This is a genomic window from Ensifer sp. Root558 (genome assembly GCF_001427045.1).
Taxonomy (GTDB): Bacteria; Pseudomonadota; Alphaproteobacteria; order Rhizobiales; family Rhizobiaceae; genus Ensifer; species Ensifer adhaerens.
This window is the reverse complement of sequence record NZ_LMGC01000035.1, coordinates 171006-186143: the sequence shown is the minus strand read 5'-3', so window position 1 is coordinate 186143 and position 15138 is coordinate 171006. Positions and strand designations below refer to the sequence as shown.

At 61.2% G+C, this 15138-nt stretch carries 9 protein-coding genes; 2 read left to right on the top strand and 7 right to left on the bottom strand.

Going from position 1 to position 15138, the window contains the following annotated elements:
* Positions 1–28: 28 nt before the first annotated feature.
* The 3 genes from ASD63_RS27200 to ASD63_RS27190 form a co-directional block, all read right to left on the bottom strand.
* Positions 29–2920, bottom strand: coding sequence for an SPOR domain-containing protein (locus tag ASD63_RS27200; protein ID WP_034796649.1), 2892 nt, complete (start codon positions 2918–2920; stop codon positions 29–31).
* 63 nt (positions 2921–2983) lie between these two features.
* A complete protein-coding gene (gene argS, locus ASD63_RS27195; protein WP_034796661.1) occupies positions 2984–4744 on the bottom strand; it encodes an arginine--tRNA ligase in 1761 nt (586 codons plus the stop codon).
* Positions 4745–4840: 96 nt separating this feature from the next.
* On the bottom strand, positions 4841–6058 hold the full coding sequence (locus ASD63_RS27190; protein ID WP_034796668.1) for a deoxyguanosinetriphosphate triphosphohydrolase: 1218 nt from the start codon (positions 6056–6058) through the stop codon (positions 4841–4843).
* Between the two features lie 212 nt (positions 6059–6270).
* Between ASD63_RS27190 and erpA the strand changes: the two genes are divergently transcribed.
* Positions 6271–6603 (top strand): iron-sulfur cluster insertion protein ErpA, encoded by a 333-nt coding sequence (gene erpA / locus ASD63_RS27185; RefSeq protein ID WP_034796669.1) that lies wholly within the window; start codon positions 6271–6273, stop codon positions 6601–6603.
* A 61-nt stretch (positions 6604–6664) separates the two neighbouring features.
* Here erpA and ASD63_RS27180 read toward each other — a convergent pair whose 3' ends face one another.
* On the bottom strand, positions 6665–8128 hold the full coding sequence (locus ASD63_RS27180; RefSeq protein ID WP_034796670.1) for a phosphatidylserine/phosphatidylglycerophosphate/cardiolipin synthase family protein: 1464 nt from the start codon (positions 8126–8128) through the stop codon (positions 6665–6667).
* 206 nt (positions 8129–8334) lie between these two features.
* Between ASD63_RS27180 and xth the strand changes: the two genes are divergently transcribed.
* Entirely contained in the window at positions 8335–9126 is a 792-nt protein-coding gene (xth, locus tag ASD63_RS27175; protein ID WP_034796671.1) for an exodeoxyribonuclease III, read from the top strand.
* 70 nt (positions 9127–9196) lie between these two features.
* Here the strand turns inward: xth and exoR are convergent, their stop codons facing one another.
* From exoR to ASD63_RS27160, 3 genes are all read right to left on the bottom strand, one after another.
* Entirely contained in the window at positions 9197–10003 is an 807-nt protein-coding gene (exoR, locus tag ASD63_RS27170; protein WP_034796672.1) for an exopolysaccharide production regulator ExoR, read from the bottom strand.
* A 467-nt stretch (positions 10004–10470) separates the two neighbouring features.
* Positions 10471–11748: an OmpP1/FadL family transporter gene (locus tag ASD63_RS27165; protein ID WP_034796673.1), complete on the bottom strand. Its 1278-nt coding sequence runs from the start codon at positions 11746–11748 to the stop codon at positions 10471–10473.
* 499 nt (positions 11749–12247) lie between these two features.
* A complete protein-coding gene (locus ASD63_RS27160) occupies positions 12248–15088 on the bottom strand; it encodes a valine--tRNA ligase (RefSeq protein ID WP_060530024.1) in 2841 nt (946 codons plus the stop codon).
* Positions 15089–15138: the final 50 nt, after the last annotated feature.

The window sequence follows — 15138 nt, the reverse complement described above, 5'->3', positions numbered from 1 at the left end:
CCTTCGTCAATTCGATCATTATGCCCGTTTACTTGGTAACCAGGCAGCTTCCGCCGGCGCCCTTGTACTTGGAGCAAAGGGCATTGGCCTCGTCCTTCGAACCGGCCGGGATGCGGACGCGGTAGTAGGTACCCTTGCCGGCGATCTCCGCCTTGCGGATGTCGACGCCGCGGCCGCCGATGACGCTTCCGAACTTGCTCGAAAGGCTGTTGTAGGACTTCTGCGCCTCGGCTTCCGACGGCAGAGATGCGACCTGGATGAAGTAGCCACCGGCCGGAACCGATGCCGTGGCAACCTGCTGCGCAGGCTGCGTCTCAGCCGGGAGAGCGGCCTGCTCTTCCGCCGGACGGGCGATTTCGGCAGGCTGTGCGGCCGGACGGGTCTGCGGCGTCGGCGCCTTGTCGCCACCGGCAGAAGCCGTCGTCGTGACGCTGCGCACCGGAACCTGTTCGATGTTGGCGTTACCCGTTGCGGCAAGCGCAACCTGGTCGGTGTTGGCTGCAGCCTGGCCTGCAGCAGCAACTTCATTCGAAGGCGTTGCGGGCAGCGGCTGGGTCGTGCCAGCGACATCGGTCGCCGGTGCTGCAACCGGCTCTTCGCGAGCAACCAGCGTTCCATCCGGCTTGACGATCATCGTGCGCACCTTCCTCGGTGCGACGGCCGGCGTCTTGTCTTCTTCCTGGGCAGCGGTCTCGCCGTTGGCACCATCCGGCAGCAGGCGATCGCCGTCCTCTTCGTTGGGCAATGCCGTCTGCAGAGTTTCGGCCTCGTTGCTGCCTTCGAGCGGCAGGGTCTCCGGCGTCAGCGTCCTCTGGACGACATCCATCGGCTCCTCGGTCGAAGACACCAGGGCTTCCTGCTGCGGGGCACCAGCCTGAGCACCGGCAACGCGGTCATAAACCGCCTTGTCCTGGTTCGGCACGGTCTTGCCGCCCTTTTCCTCGGGCACGACCTTGACCGGGGCCTTGTCGGCCAGAATGATCTTCGGGCCTTCGGCCGAGCTGACCGCGCCGCTACCGCCCATCCAGGCGTAGACGGCAGCGCCACCAAGGATGATGACGCCGGCAACGCTTGCTGCCAGCAACATCGTGCGCTGCGAGCGACGGCCGGTGCCATATTCGCGGTATTCGCCGGCATCCTGCTGGCTCTGCGCCGCTGAAAGCCGTTCGGCATCGCGGGCAACCGCCGGACGCTCGACGATCGAGCGGCGGAAGTCTTCTTCCATCGCCTTTTCAAACTCGTCGAAATCGTCAAGCGAACCCTGACCGAAGGCCGGAGCAGCGGCAGCGGCCGGTGCCGGACGGGCCGGCTCCACTTTTTCGACGGCCGCCGGACGGCTTTCCTTGACCGGAGCCGGCGTTCCGAAGAGCTGGGCCATTTCCGCGTCGATGTCGAGATCGTAGTCGGCCGGATAAGCGACCGGCTTCTCGGTCTCTATAACCGGCAGCTGCGGCACGTCCATATCCGCGATCGGGGCGACGCCGTTCTCGGCTTCGGCAATCATCGACGGATCGAAGGGCAGCGTGCTCTCGGGCTGTGCTTCCTGGCGCTCGACCGGCGCGGGAGCGACGTAAGGCTCGACGAACCGCTCCGGCTCGCGCTGCGGAACGGCCGCCTGCGCGACCGGCTGCACCGGTGCTTGCGGTACGACGGCAGCAACGACCGGCTCATCTACGGTGACGTCTGCGAAGTCGAGCTTCAGCGCCTCGTCGGAGAGCTCAATTTCGAAGTTCTCGATGTCGAAGCTCGGCTCGTGCTCCGGCTGCGCAATTGGCTTGGCCACCTCGACCAAGGGTTCCGCGACCTGAACGGGGGCAGCAGCCACTGCAGCAACCGGCGCTGCGACAGCGGCCACCGGTGCTGCGACAGACGATACCAACGGGCCGGCAAAGGCACGCTGCTGGCTGGCGCCCGAGGCGGACGCAACCGGCGTCGCACGGCTGAAGGTGGGCGTAAAGGGATAAGGGCTCTTCTTTATCGGAGCGGCAGTGGCAAGCGCTGGCGTGACCACCGGCGCCACGACGGGCTGTGTTTCCACATGCAGAGCCGGATGCGACTGGACCGCAGCGGCAACCATCGCTGAGACCGGCGGAACCGGGAACCGTTCTATGTCCGCCAGAAGATCGTCGCGGCCAGCATCCTGCTCGACGACTGCCTGAGCTGCGCCCACGTCTTCCTGATAGGAAGGCTCAATTTCACGCTCTTCGGCCGCGACATCGAAGCGCGGCTGTTCATAGGCCGAAAATGCATCCGCAACCGGAGCTGGCTCGGCCCAGACCGGAGCGGCTTCGACGGCCGGCGCCTGCCATGCATCGACGAACTGATCACGCGGATCGATATCCTGCGGTTCGACGTGCGCCGCAACCTCGGCAACGTCGTCCGACAACAGATCGGCTTCGCCAAGCGACAACTCGAGTTCGCGCTCAAGATCGAACGCCGGCTCGTCGACGACGGCCTCGGCGTTGTCGTCTTCGGCAACCTGCGGCGCCACGGAGAAGGCGTGAACCTCGGCATAGTCCTCGTCAGCGACGGGGGCTGGCGCCGCTTCGACGCGTTCGGGCTGGACGAACACCGGCTCTTCAAGCTCGGCGACGGGCTCCGCCACCGGCTCTTCGTGAACGACGACGTGTTCGGCTACCGGCTCGAACCGGGGCTCTTCGATCGGAGCCGGCTGGATTGGAGCCGGCTGCGGCGCGGACCGCGGCGCGTCGTAGCTGTCGAACGCGCGAAGCAGTTCGTCTTCGAGATCGAAGGCGGGGTCTTGACGCACCGCCTCCTGGTGTCGCTGCAGTTCCTGCAACTGCTGGACGGCCGGCCGGGCATCGTAACCGACGATCCGGGCGAGTTCGGCCAACGGATCATCGTCTGCCAATACATCGAATTCAGCCGGCCCGCTTCGTGCGAATTGTTTGTCTGCCATGCTCTCCACTCACAATTGCCTGTATCGCTGTGCCAGTGCATTGTGGGAAAATGGTGACAATACTTATCGCATTTCCTCCGGTGCGGAGGTGCCTGTAATAGACAGGCCGGATTTCAATACCGAAGCGACAGCATGCACCAGCCCGAGTCTGGCAGTACTTAATTCTCTATTTTTATCGTTAACAAAACGTAATTCCGGATTCTCTTTACCTTTGTTCCAATGTGCGTGGAAGGCGGCGGCAAGATCATACAGGTAAAACGCGATGCGATGCGGCTCCTGAGCCAGTGCCGCAGCCTCGATGACTCGCGGATATTCTGCGAGCTTGGCGACGAGCTGGAGCTCCGTCGGATCCGTGATCTGGCCCAGAACGGCACTGGCGAGATCGACCGATTCGAGGTTCAGATCCGGGAATGCGTCCGCGGCCTGGCGGAAGACCGAGCGGCAGCGCGCATGCGCATACTGCACATAGAAGACCGGGTTATCCTTCGACTGTTCTGTTACTTTAGCAAAGTCGAAGTCGAGCGGTTCCGAGTTCTTCCGGTAGATCATCATGAAGCGCACCGGATCGCGGCCGACTTCATCGACGACATCGCGCAGCGTGACGAAGTCGCCGGAGCGCTTCGACATCTTCACCGGCTCGCCGTCGCGGAAGAGCTTGACCAGCTGGCACAACAGAACCGTAAGCTTCGACGAACCGCCGGAGACCGCGCGCGCCAGCGCTTCCAGGCGCTTGACGTAGCCGCCATGGTCGGCACCGAGCACATAGATCATCTCGTCGAAGCCGCGGTCGAACTTGTCCTTGAAGTAGGCAACGTCGGCGGCGAAGTAGGTATAGCTGCCGTCCGACTTGATCAGCGGCCGGTCGATATCGTCGCCGACCTCGGTCGAACGGAACAGCGTCTGCTCGCGGTCTTCCCAATCTTCCGGCAGCTGGCCCTTCGGCGGCGGCAGGGTGCCCTTGTAGACGTGGCCCTTGAAGGTCAGGTCGTTGATCGCCGTGCGGATGGCGGCAGCACCGTTCGCGTGCAGCGTGCGCTCGGAGAAGAAGACGTCGTGATTGACGTTCAGCGCCGCGAGATCCTCGCGGATCATCGCCATCATCGCGTCGATCGTCCGGTCCTTGACGAGCGGCATCCACTTGTCTTCAGGCATCAGCCTGAGGCTCGTGCCGAATTCGTCGGCGAGCGCCTCGCCGACCGGCACGAGATAGTCGCCCGGATAAAGGCCCGGCGGGATCTCGCCGATCTCTTCGCCCAGCGCCTGGCGATAACGCAGGAATGCGGACCGCGCGAGAACGTCGATCTGCGACCCCGCATCGTTGATGTAGTATTCCTTCGTGACCTCATAGCCGGAGAAGGCCAAAAGGTTGGCCAGCGCGTCGCCGACAACGGCTCCGCGGCAATGGCCGACATGCATCGGGCCGGTCGGGTTGGCCGATACGTATTCGACGTTGACCTTGCGGCCACCACCGACAGCGCTACGGCCGTAGTCGACGCCCGCACGCGCCATGCCCGACAGCAGCTTCTGCCAGTAGGAAACAGAAAGGCGGACGTTGATGAAGCCCGGACCGGCGACGGAGACGTCGGTGACTTCCGGATCCTGCTTGAGCTTCTCGACGATGAGTTCGGCAAGCGCGCGAGGATTCATGCCGAGCGGCTTTGCCAGCACCATCGCAGCATTGGTCGCAACATCACCATGGCTCGGATCACGTGGCGGCTCGACATTGACACGGCCGAAGTCAAGCTCGGATCGCTTTTCTCGAACGCTTTCAAGCGTTTCGAGAATGTCCTTAATTCTTGATTCGAAGTCCGTGAAGAGATTCATCTGATCCGTCCGCTTTTCCCGGCCACAAGTGACCGGCGCAAAACTCAAAAAGGAGGCTCGGTTCGGCCGAACCGCAAGCCTCCGGGCGGGGGGTCCCTAGCGCAAATCGGGCGTATGGTCAAACAAGCGCTTGTGCACGCTGATCGCAAAAGTGTCGGTCATGCCGGCGAGGTAGTCGCCGACGTGCCGCGCCCGCGCCGGCTCCGCCATGCCGGCAATCTGGTCGATCCAATAGTGCTCACGCATCAGCTGCGGGTCGTCCATGAAGGCATGATAGAGATCGCAGACGATCGAGGCTGCATTTTCGCGCACGCGCATGACTTCCGGGTGCCGGTAGATCCGGGTCATCAGCAAGCGCTTGATCTGCTTGTCCGTCTCGCCCATCTCCTCAGAGAAGGTTGCCATCACGGTGCCGGCCTGGCGCACATCGGCAGCACTTTGCGGCCTTATCTCGCCGATCCGTTGCTGCGCGACGCCGATGACGTCCTCGACCATCGCGGTAATCTGACGCCGCATGATCTCATGCGTGAAGCGGCTGCTTTCAAGACCGGGATAGCGGTCATGGACCTCGCGCATCAGGCGCGCGAGAAACGGCACGTCTTCGAGCATTTCGAAGGTGAGATAGCCAGCCCGCAGACCGTCATCGATATCATGGGTGTTGTAGGCGATATCATCAGCAATGGCCGCGACCTGCGCTTCGAGGCTCGCAAAACTCGCCAGTTCCAGATCATGCAGCGCGCAATAGTCGAGGATCGGCTGCGGCACGGGCCCTCGCGTGCCCTCACCGTCCGCGGTCAGCAACGGCCCGTTGTGCTTGACCAGACCTTCCAGGCTCTCCCAGGTCAGGTTCAACCCGTCGAACTCGGCGTAGCGCCGCTCGAGCTTGGTGACGATGCGCAGCGACTGGGCATTGTGATCGAAGCCGCCATAGGGCTTCAGCATCTCGTGAAGGGCATCCTCGCCCGTATGGCCAAAGGGCGTGTGGCCGAAATCATGCACGAGAGCGACGCCTTCGGCCAGATCTTCGTCGAGCTTGAGCGCGCGCGCCAGAGCCCGGGCAATCTGCGCCACCTCGATCGTGTGCGTCAGACGGGTGCGGTAGTGATCGCCGTCAGCGGCAATGAAGACCTGCGTCTTGTGCTTCAGGCGGCGAAACGCAGTGGTGTGCACGATGCGGTCGCGGTCGCGCTGAAAATCGGAGCGCGTCGCGCTCGTCGCTTCGGGAAAGAGCCTGCCGCGCGTCATCCAGGGATTCGACGCGAACGGCGCATGTTCACCATAACCGAAGCCGAGCGCATTTTTGTCGAATGTCATCTTCCACCTAATTCGTCGTCCCATTGACGGGACATTCAAGCCTTCATACCTATAGTGAAAGCTACGGAAACGCGTGATGCAAGATCGACCGATTCCGCAAGCGGAAGCAACGGCTTGGCCGCGGGTCTTGAAAGAGGCCCCGAAACCGACCAGATCGCATGCTTTAACACAGGGCAATTCTCTCCGGTTCTTGACCCCGGCAGGAGGCAGATATGACGCATGAAACCGTGACCCTCTCGGACGCTGCAGCGAAGCGGATCGCCACGATCCTGCGTTCAGACAGCCACAACAACGCCATGCGAGTGTCCGTCGAGGGCGGCGGCTGCTCGGGCTTTTCCTACAAGTTCGACCTGGTCGACAGCAGCAATGACGACGACCTGGTGCTGGAAAAGAACGAAGCCAAGGTCCTGATCGACAGCCTGTCGCTCGTCTATATGGGCGGCTCGGAAATCGACTTCGTCGACAACCTGCTCGGCCAGTCGTTTCAGATCAAGAATCCGAACGCGGTTGCAAGCTGCGGATGCGGAACGAGTTTTTCCATCTGACGCCAGCGCCCCACGTCTCTCTTAGCCGGCTCCGTTTCAACAACGAACGGAGCCGTTTGCGTCAGAGATAGGGCGATCCGAGCCAGAGAATGCGGTTCGCCAATCGATCCGCGAAAGACTTTTTGCGCAGCCTTTCGAGCGTAACGGGCTCGGCTGAGGCGAGAATGTCGGAGATCGTGCCATTGATCGCCTCGGCGAAACCACGGTCGAGAACCTCCAAGTCGAATTCGAAGTTGAGGCGCAGGGAGCGTGGGTCGAGATTGGTAGACCCGACATAGGCCCAACGCTCGTCCACGGTCAAAAGCTTGGAGTGGTTGAAGGCGCCCTTCGCCCGCCAGACACGACAATGGCCCTTCAGCACCTGATCGAACTGCGCAGTCATCGCCCTGTCGACCAGCAGCAGATTGTTGACTGCGGGAACGATGATATCCACCTCGACGCCGCGGCGCGCGGCGGTGACGAGCGCGCTGATCAGTTCGCGGTCCGGCAGGAAATAGGGTGACATCACGCGGATATTCTTCTGCGCGACCGAAAACGCCCCCATGAGCATCTTGTGATTGGTCTCATTGGTGGCGTCAGGTCCGGATGGCACGGCGCGCATCAGTACCGACGGCCCATCCGCCGGCAGCGGTGCCTCTTCGATCGCCCATGCGGGGCCCGCCAGAACCTCGCCACTTGAGAATTGCCAATCTTCGGACGAGACCTGGAAGATATCGGCGACCACCGGTCCGGCCATGCGGAAATGCGTATCCTGTGCCGGCGCCTGACCGGCGATCTCGCTGGTGAAGCCCACCCGGATGTTCATGCCGCCGGCAAAGGCAACCTGACCGTCGACCACGAGGATCTTGCGGTGCGTGCGCAGGTTGGCATAGGGCAGCCGTAGCCCCATGATGATGTTGCCGTTGAAAACCGCCGTCGGAACGCCCGCCGCCTCAAGATGACCGACAATGCTCGGCACCGAGTAGCGCGCGCCTACGGCGTCAATCAGCACCCGCACCTCGACACCCCGCGCCACCGCCGCGATCAGGGCGTCTGCAAAGCGCAGGCCGATGACGTCGCGATCGAAGATATAGCTTTCGAGCAGGATCGAGCGCCGGGCGCCGGCGATCGCTTCCAGCATCGCGGCATAGACGGCATCGCCGCCGGCGAGCACCGAAATACGGTTGCCCGTGCACATACGATGGCGTGAAACGCGGTCGCCGAGGATCTTCATCGCCGCAAATCGTTCTCCGAACTGCACCGATATGTCGGCATCCGAAACGTCGAAGCGGCCGAACTGATCCGGCCCCTGCCCGCGCAACAGAGCGCGTTGCGAGCCGATCGAGGAGCGCCGGATACGGTTGATTCCGGCAACGGCATAGATCAGCGCGCCGACGATCGGCGAAAGCAGGACGACACCGACCCAGCCCGCCGCGGCGCGCACGTCGTCCTTCGTCATCGCGGCATGAATGGCGGCAGGAATGCCCAGCGCGAAGGACAAAAGCGCCAGGATATGCGGCCAATAATTCTGCACGAGATCGATCATGGGCGGGACTATAGCCCGCCAACGGGCGGAATCAATTCGACGCCTGCAGCGTATACCGTATCGACCGCTGCCCCCTCATGGGAAGCGTCGGTGCTGCTCGCGCGCGCTGTTGAAAACCCGCAGGTAACGGATTTGTCAAAAGAATCCGGAGCGGCTAGAAATGACCCCGCCAAGGACTTAACCGACATGGAAGGGCGTTTCGAGCCATGAAGATTGCCACCTGGAACATCAATGGCGTCAAGGCGCGAATCGACAGCCTGCTGGCCTGGCTGAAGGAAAGCGGACCGGATATCGTCTGCCTGCAGGAGATCAAATCGGTCGACGACGGCTTTCCGCGCCTCGAGATCGAGGCGCTTGGCTATCATGTCGAAACACACGGCCAGAAGGGCTTCAATGGCGTCGCGCTGCTTTCCAAGCTGCGGCCGGACGAGGTCAATCGCGGCCTGCCTGGTGACGATACGGACGAACAGTCACGTTTCATCGAAGGTGTCTTCTCGGTCGAAGGCGGCGTGATCCGCGTCTGCTCGCTCTACCTTCCGAACGGAAACCCCGTCGACAGCGAGAAATATCCCTACAAACTCGCCTGGATGCGCCGGCTGGAGGCCTATGCGAAGCAGCGCCTGTTGCTCGAAGAACCCTTCATCCTTGCCGGCGACTACAACGTCATCCCCGAGGAACACGACTGCTGGGATATCAAGGTCTGGCAGAACGATGCCCTCTTCCTGCCGGAAACGCGCGCCGCATTTCGCCGGCTGCGCAACCTCGGCTTCACCGACGCTGTGCGCGCGACGTCGGACACTGTGCCGCTCTATACGTTCTGGGATTATCAGGCCGGCTGCTGGCCGAAAAATTTCGGCATCCGCATCGACCATTTGATGCTGTCGCCGGAGGCGACCGATCGGCTGGTGTCGACATCCATCGACAAGCATGTCCGCGCCTGGGAGAAGCCTTCGGACCACGTGCCCGTCATCGGGACGTTTGCGTTCGCGCCCGCTTAAGGCGCGTTTTTCCAGTGTGGAGAATGGTCCCTGGGCCGGCGGCGGTTCGGGGACCGCTCGACGATGACAATCAGTCGTCGTCGCCCTGCATGTGCAGGTTCTGCGACAGTGCGATTGCCGTGCGTCGATCGTCCTCGCTGGCAAGCGAGAAGGCCTGCTCCTGCATCGACTGCATCCAGGGCCGATCCTTCGGCGAACACTGGTCGAGTGCCGCAGTCATGAACGCGAGACCACGAACGGTCTGGCCTTCCTGGAAAATCACATTGCCAAAGACGCCCATGGCGCCGGCGTGACCGCTCTTGCGCGCACGATTGAGCCATTTCTTGGCCTGCTGAACGTTCACGCTACCGCCCTCGCCCGACAAGAGCATGCGCGCGAGCTGGAACTGCGCCTCGGCGACGCCGAAGGTCGATGCCGCCTGGAAATAAAGCTGGCGCGCCTGGGACATGTCGGACTTGATCGGGCTGTCGGGAATGCCGCGGCGATAGTAGCCGGCAAGGGAGATCAACGCGTTGACGAAGTAACCGGTGTCTTCCGACCCCGGCTCCACGCCCTCCTGGGCGATTTCGCTATAGATCTTGAAGGCTTCGAGGTCGTTCTCGGCGACGCCGTCGCCATAGGCGTACATGTTGGCGAGGGCCCAGCGGGATCCGGTGTGGCCCTTCTCGGCCGCGTATTTGTAAGCTTCTACGGCCTCGTCCTTGCGGCCATTCTTGTAGGCGGAAAACCCGAACTTGAAGAGCGCGAACGGACCTGATTCCTTGGTGACGCCCGCACCGGGATCAAAAGCGTAGGCCGGCATGGCGAAGGTCCCACAGACCGCCAGCGACACGCCGAGTATCGCAACCTTTAGTGACTTTAGTTCACCCGCAAGCATCACAGTCTAATTCTTCCGTTCCAGCCGGCCACGCCGAACCCATCACCGCTGCAAACACACAAGCCCGGACGACCCGCCGCCGGGAACTGCACCAACTCCGCCGACAAAGCCGGCGCAACCTTTCCACAATGAAACTTCGACATAGTCCCCGAAGCAGTCATTTTAATGGACCACTTGCACTGGCGTGCCGGAGGCCACATTTCTCATGACGGTCATCGATCCAAGTTTCATTTCACCCCAAACGCTGCAGGTATCGCACTCACATTGCAGGCTTGTCCCTATATCGCTGCTCCCTGTTTGTGGCGGGAAATGGACATAGCCGGAACGAGTCTGATCCTAGCAAACTCTAGCATTAAAAGTGTTGCTGAATCGTCACATTGCGGGACAGTGCGGACGCGTGGTTAAGAGGCTCCACACATAAGAAAGGCCCGGTAAAACCGGGCCTTGCAGGATCAGATGACGAAGGATCAGAACTTCACTTTGATCGATGTCGAAATGGCACCGACAAAGTCGTCGTCGAAATCGTAGGAAACGTCGTCACCAATGACGTCGTCACCATACTTCACCGCACCGGAACTGCCGCCGGTCATGATGCCGACAGCACCAGCAAGACGGAACTCAAGGTTCTCGGTCGGCGTGTAGGAAACACCGGTTCCCAGCGTCCAGGTGTCGGTCTGCGTTCCATAACCGTGGCTGGTGCCGCGGTCCCAGGTCAGGCTGACGGCGCCGCTCCACTGATCATTGAACTTGTGGCCGACACCGCCGGTGATCGTCCAGCCGTCACGGTAGAGAAGATCAAGGCTCGTGCATGGCGTAGTACGGGAGACCGTGGCGGGGCAGAACTTCAGAACCTGAAGCTGGCTCCAGTCCGTCCACTTCACCGAGCCAAATGCCGCCCAACCGGGTGCAAAGCCGCTCTGCAGCTTGAGTTCCAGCGAGTCCGGCATCGAAGCCGCACCGTTTACGTCGTATTTCGTACCGGTCACAAGGCCCACACCCGGTACAACGAAGCCCAACTGGCGAAGGTCGATGAAGCCCGAGAGGTTATCCAGATCGACAGCACTGTTGTACACGAGGCTCGCTCGCAAGGCATACTCGGGGATTTCGTAGGCAGCACCTGCGCGCCAGCCCCAGCCATGCCCTCCAAGCTCGAGCCTGCCAATGCCGGTAAAGGCACCAGCGAGCGGCGTGCCTGTATAATCCTGAACCAGCCGTTCCTTGAAGCCGTTGACTTCCTGATAGAAGACGCCGCCGATCACACGGAACTGGCCTGGCCCCATGTCCCATTTGTAGGAGCAGGTCGCGGCGTAGTTGTCGCTCTCTACCTTGGTTTCGATATTGCTGTTGGCACCGGCCCAGTTCTGCCCCGGATTGGTGTGGGCACCCCAGGGCTGGGAGTAGTCAGCCATACAGTCGACGCTGTCACCAAAGGCTGCCTTAACGCCGACGCGCGGAACCCAGTAGCTCTCGGTGTCGTCAGCAGTATTCGGTCTGTTGTTGAGATTGCCGCCACCAAAAGTCCCGGTAAGGATGTTGGTGTTCCCGGTATCGGTATCACGGACGTTCTTCAATTCGCGCTGCGGATTGACGTAGGTCGCCGACGCTTCCCCCGCATAATCCGACGGGTCGAACAGCAGATCGATGTTGTAACCGCCGCGCTCAAGACCGCCCGCGTGCGCGGCGGAGGCAAACAGCAAACCCGCTGCTACCGACAGAACACCCCGCTTTAAATTCATGTGAGCCATCCAGCTCCTCCCCCTGCACTGCAAAACTGCGACATTCCACCTCATGTCGTGTGGGCCGAAGTATTCTCACGATCCCGTGAAATCGCAAATGCGAGATCTAGCAGTTAGCAGGCTCGATCGGTCACAGAATTTACGTAAGATTCTCATGATTTAGCCACAATGGCGCCAGATCGGAACCATTTTTTCAAAATCATGGATGAAATCCACTGAATTAGAATGGATTTCCAAACCATCGAAAACCTGTGTCGCCTGAACAACATTATCGCTTTTTGCGGTAGAACAGCGAAAAACTCCGTTGAAGTTCCGCTCAAACGCCACGCGCGCTTAATGACCCGCGCAGCAGATTCAACTGATCGAATCAATGCCAAATCTCGATAGGCTGAAGTCTATCTTGTATTTCTAAAATAAAAAATCCGCGGCATTTCTGCCGCGGATTTCGATTTCTGACGGTCAGGCATTCTCTTGAACGCCCTCTCGTTGAATCCGTCGATTAACGGCCTCAACCGGCCTCGGCGACGCGCGTCAGCGCAACGCTCAGCGATTCCTTCTGGAGATCGAGCTCTACGAGGCGTTCACGTTCCGCTTCGACCAGTTCCGGCTTTGCGTTGGCGACAAACTTCTCATTGGCCAGCTTGCCGAGGATGCGCTCGCGCTCGGCTTCCACCTTGGCGATCGCCTTCTCAAGTCGGGCCTTCTCGGCGGAAAGGTCGATCAGGTTGCCGAGCGGCAGGCAGGCCGTTGCCTCGCCAACGACGATCTGGGCGCTGCCGCGCGGCGCAACAGTGGCGTGGTCGATATGCTCGACGCGCGCCAGACGACCGATGGCCTGCGCATGCTGCTGCAGGCGCTCGCGCGTCAGGTTGTTGGCACCGACAACGATCAGCGGCGCGGTTGCCGCCGGCGGGACGTTCATCTCCGAACGGACCGAACGAATGCCCGAAACCAGATCGATCAGCCAGTTGATCTCGTCGGCCGCCGTGTCGTCAGCATAGGACGGCGCCGGCCATTCGGCGTGGCACAGCAACGTCGAACGCTCCTGGCCCTCGCCTGCCGTCTGCGCCCAGAGCTCTTCCGTCATGAACGGCATGAACGGGTGCAGCAGCTTGTAGATCTCGTCGAGAACGTAGGCGACGCAGGCCTGCGACTCGCGTTTTGCCGCTTCGTCCTCGCCACTGAAGATCGGTTTCAGCAGTTCGAGGTACCAATCGCAGAACTGGTTCCAGACGAACCGGTAGAGGCTGCCGGCCGCGTCGTTGAAGCGATAGGCATCGAGCGCCTCGGTGACGTCGCGGATGGTCCGCGACAGCTCCGTCAGGATCCAGCGGTTGACGGTGAGCGATGAGGTTTCGGGAATGAAACCATCGCTGCTGGTAACGCCATTCATCTGGGCAAAACGCGTCGCGTTCCACAGCTTGGTGCCGAAGTTGCGGTAGCCGGCGATGCGGGCCGGGTCGAGTTTCACGTCACGCCCCTGGGCCGCCATGATCGCCAGCGTGAAGCGCAAGGCGTCAGCACCGTATTCGTCGATCAGTTCGAGCGGATCGATGACGTTGCCCTTCGACTTCGACATCTTCTGGCCGTTCTTGTCGCGAACGAGCGCATGGACATAGACCGTATGGAAAGGCTCGACCGGAGTGCCGTCGGCATCCTTCATGAAGTGCAGGCCCATCATCATCATCCGGGCGACCCAGAAGAAGATGATGTCGAAACCGGTGACCAGCACGTCGGTCTGATAGTACTTCTCCAGTTCCGGCGTCTCGTTCGGCCAGCCGAGCGTGGAGAACGGCCAAAGCGCCGAGGAGAACCAGGTGTCGAGAACGTCTTCGTCACGCGTCAGGATTTCGCCCGGCTTGAAGTTCTCGAGCAGATCCTCGACATAGGCCTTCATCGGGCCTTCATGCGCCAGATAATGCTGGATCGCCGCGTGCAGCGCCTCTTCCTCGGTCTTTTCGACGAAGACCTGACCGTCCGGACCGTACCAGGCCGGGATCTGGTGCCCCCACCAGAGCTGGCGCGAAACGCACCAGGGCTGAATGTTTTCCATCCACTCGTAGTAGGTCTTCTCCCAGTTCTTTGGAACGAAGTTGGTCCGACCTTCCTTGACGGCGGCGATCGCGGACTTGGCCAGCGTCTTCGCGTCAACATACCATTGCTCTGTCAGACGCGGTTCGATCGGCACGCCGCCACGGTCGCCATGGGGAACCATGTGCTTGTGCGGCTCGATCTTGTCGAGCAGGCCCGCCTCTTCGAAGATGCGAACGATGATCTTGCGCGCTTCGAATCGGTCCTTGCCTTCGAGTTCGTCCCAGGCACCGTGGAGGGCAGCCGGATCGCTGAGCCCTTCGAGGAAATCCTCGTTGTCCTTGATCGTGATGCGGCCTTCGATCGTCATGATGTTGATCGCGCGCAGACCGGCGCGCTTGCCGACGTCGAAGTCGTTGAAATCATGCGCAGGCGTGATCTTCACCGCACCGGTACCGGCGGTCGGATCCGCATAGTCGTCGGCAACGACAGGAATGCGGCGACCGACGATCGGCAGAATGACGTGCTTGCCGATCAAAGGCTTGTAGCGCTCATCCTCCGGATTGACCGCGATGCCGCTGTCTCCGAGCATGGTTTCAGGACGCGTCGTGGCGACGACGAGGTAATCGCGCTTTTCCCACTCGGTCGCCTTGCCCTCTTCATCGAAGGCGACCGGGTAATCGAAGGTTACGCCAGGCTCCAACGGATAGCGCAGGTGCCAGAGGTTGCCGTTGATCTCGTGCTGCTCGACCTCCAGATCCGAAATCGCGGTCAGAAGCTTCGGGTCCCAGTTGACCAGGCGCTTATCCTTGTAGATCAGGCCTTCCTTGTAGAGCGAAACGAAGACCTCGAGAACGGCTTCGGACAGCCCTTCGTCCATGGTGAAGCGTTCGCGCGACCAGTCGCAGGACGCGCCAAGACGCTTCAATTGGTTGAAGATGAGCCCGCCCGATTCGGCTTTCCATTCCCAGACCTTTTCGATGAAGGCTTCGCGGCCCATCTGCCGGCGGTGCTGCTGGCTCTCCATCAGCTTACGCTCGACGACCATCTGGGTGGCGATGCCTGCATGGTCCATGCCCGGCTGCCACAACACATCCTTCCCGCGCATGCGTTCGAAACGAACGAGCACGTCCTGAAGCGTGTTGTTGAGCGCGTGGCCCATGTGCAGCGAACCCGTCACGTTCGGCGGCGGGATCACGATGCAGAAACTGTCGGCGCCGGGCTTGGCACCCGCCCCTGCACGAAACGCGTTTTCTTCGTCCCACTTCTTGGCGATACGCGGGTCGACGGATGCGGAATCGTAGGTCTTATCAAGCATTTTGGAGCCAATTTACGAGATTGATGTCAGCGTCTTGTAAACCGGAACGG

Excerpts from the sequence above, each read along its gene's own strand:
- ASD63_RS27200 (WP_034796649.1), bottom strand. The coding sequence starts at position 2,920 with ATGGCAGACAAACAATTCGCACGAAGCGGGCCGGCTGAATTCGATGTA.
- argS (WP_034796661.1), bottom strand. The coding sequence starts at position 4,744 with ATGAATCTCTTCACGGACTTCGAATCAAGAATTAAGGACATTCTCGAA.
- ASD63_RS27190 (WP_034796668.1), bottom strand. The coding sequence starts at position 6,058 with ATGACATTCGACAAAAATGCGCTCGGCTTCGGTTATGGTGAACATGCG.
- erpA (WP_034796669.1), top strand. The coding sequence starts at position 6,271 with ATGACGCATGAAACCGTGACCCTCTCGGACGCTGCAGCGAAGCGGATC.
- ASD63_RS27180 (WP_034796670.1), bottom strand. The coding sequence starts at position 8,128 with ATGATCGATCTCGTGCAGAATTATTGGCCGCATATCCTGGCGCTTTTG.
- xth (WP_034796671.1), top strand. The coding sequence starts at position 8,335 with ATGAAGATTGCCACCTGGAACATCAATGGCGTCAAGGCGCGAATCGAC.
- exoR (WP_034796672.1), bottom strand. The coding sequence starts at position 10,003 with ATGCTTGCGGGTGAACTAAAGTCACTAAAGGTTGCGATACTCGGCGTG.
- ASD63_RS27165 (WP_034796673.1), bottom strand. The coding sequence starts at position 11,748 with ATGGCTCACATGAATTTAAAGCGGGGTGTTCTGTCGGTAGCAGCGGGT.
- ASD63_RS27160 (WP_060530024.1), bottom strand. The coding sequence starts at position 15,088 with ATGCTTGATAAGACCTACGATTCCGCATCCGTCGACCCGCGTATCGCC.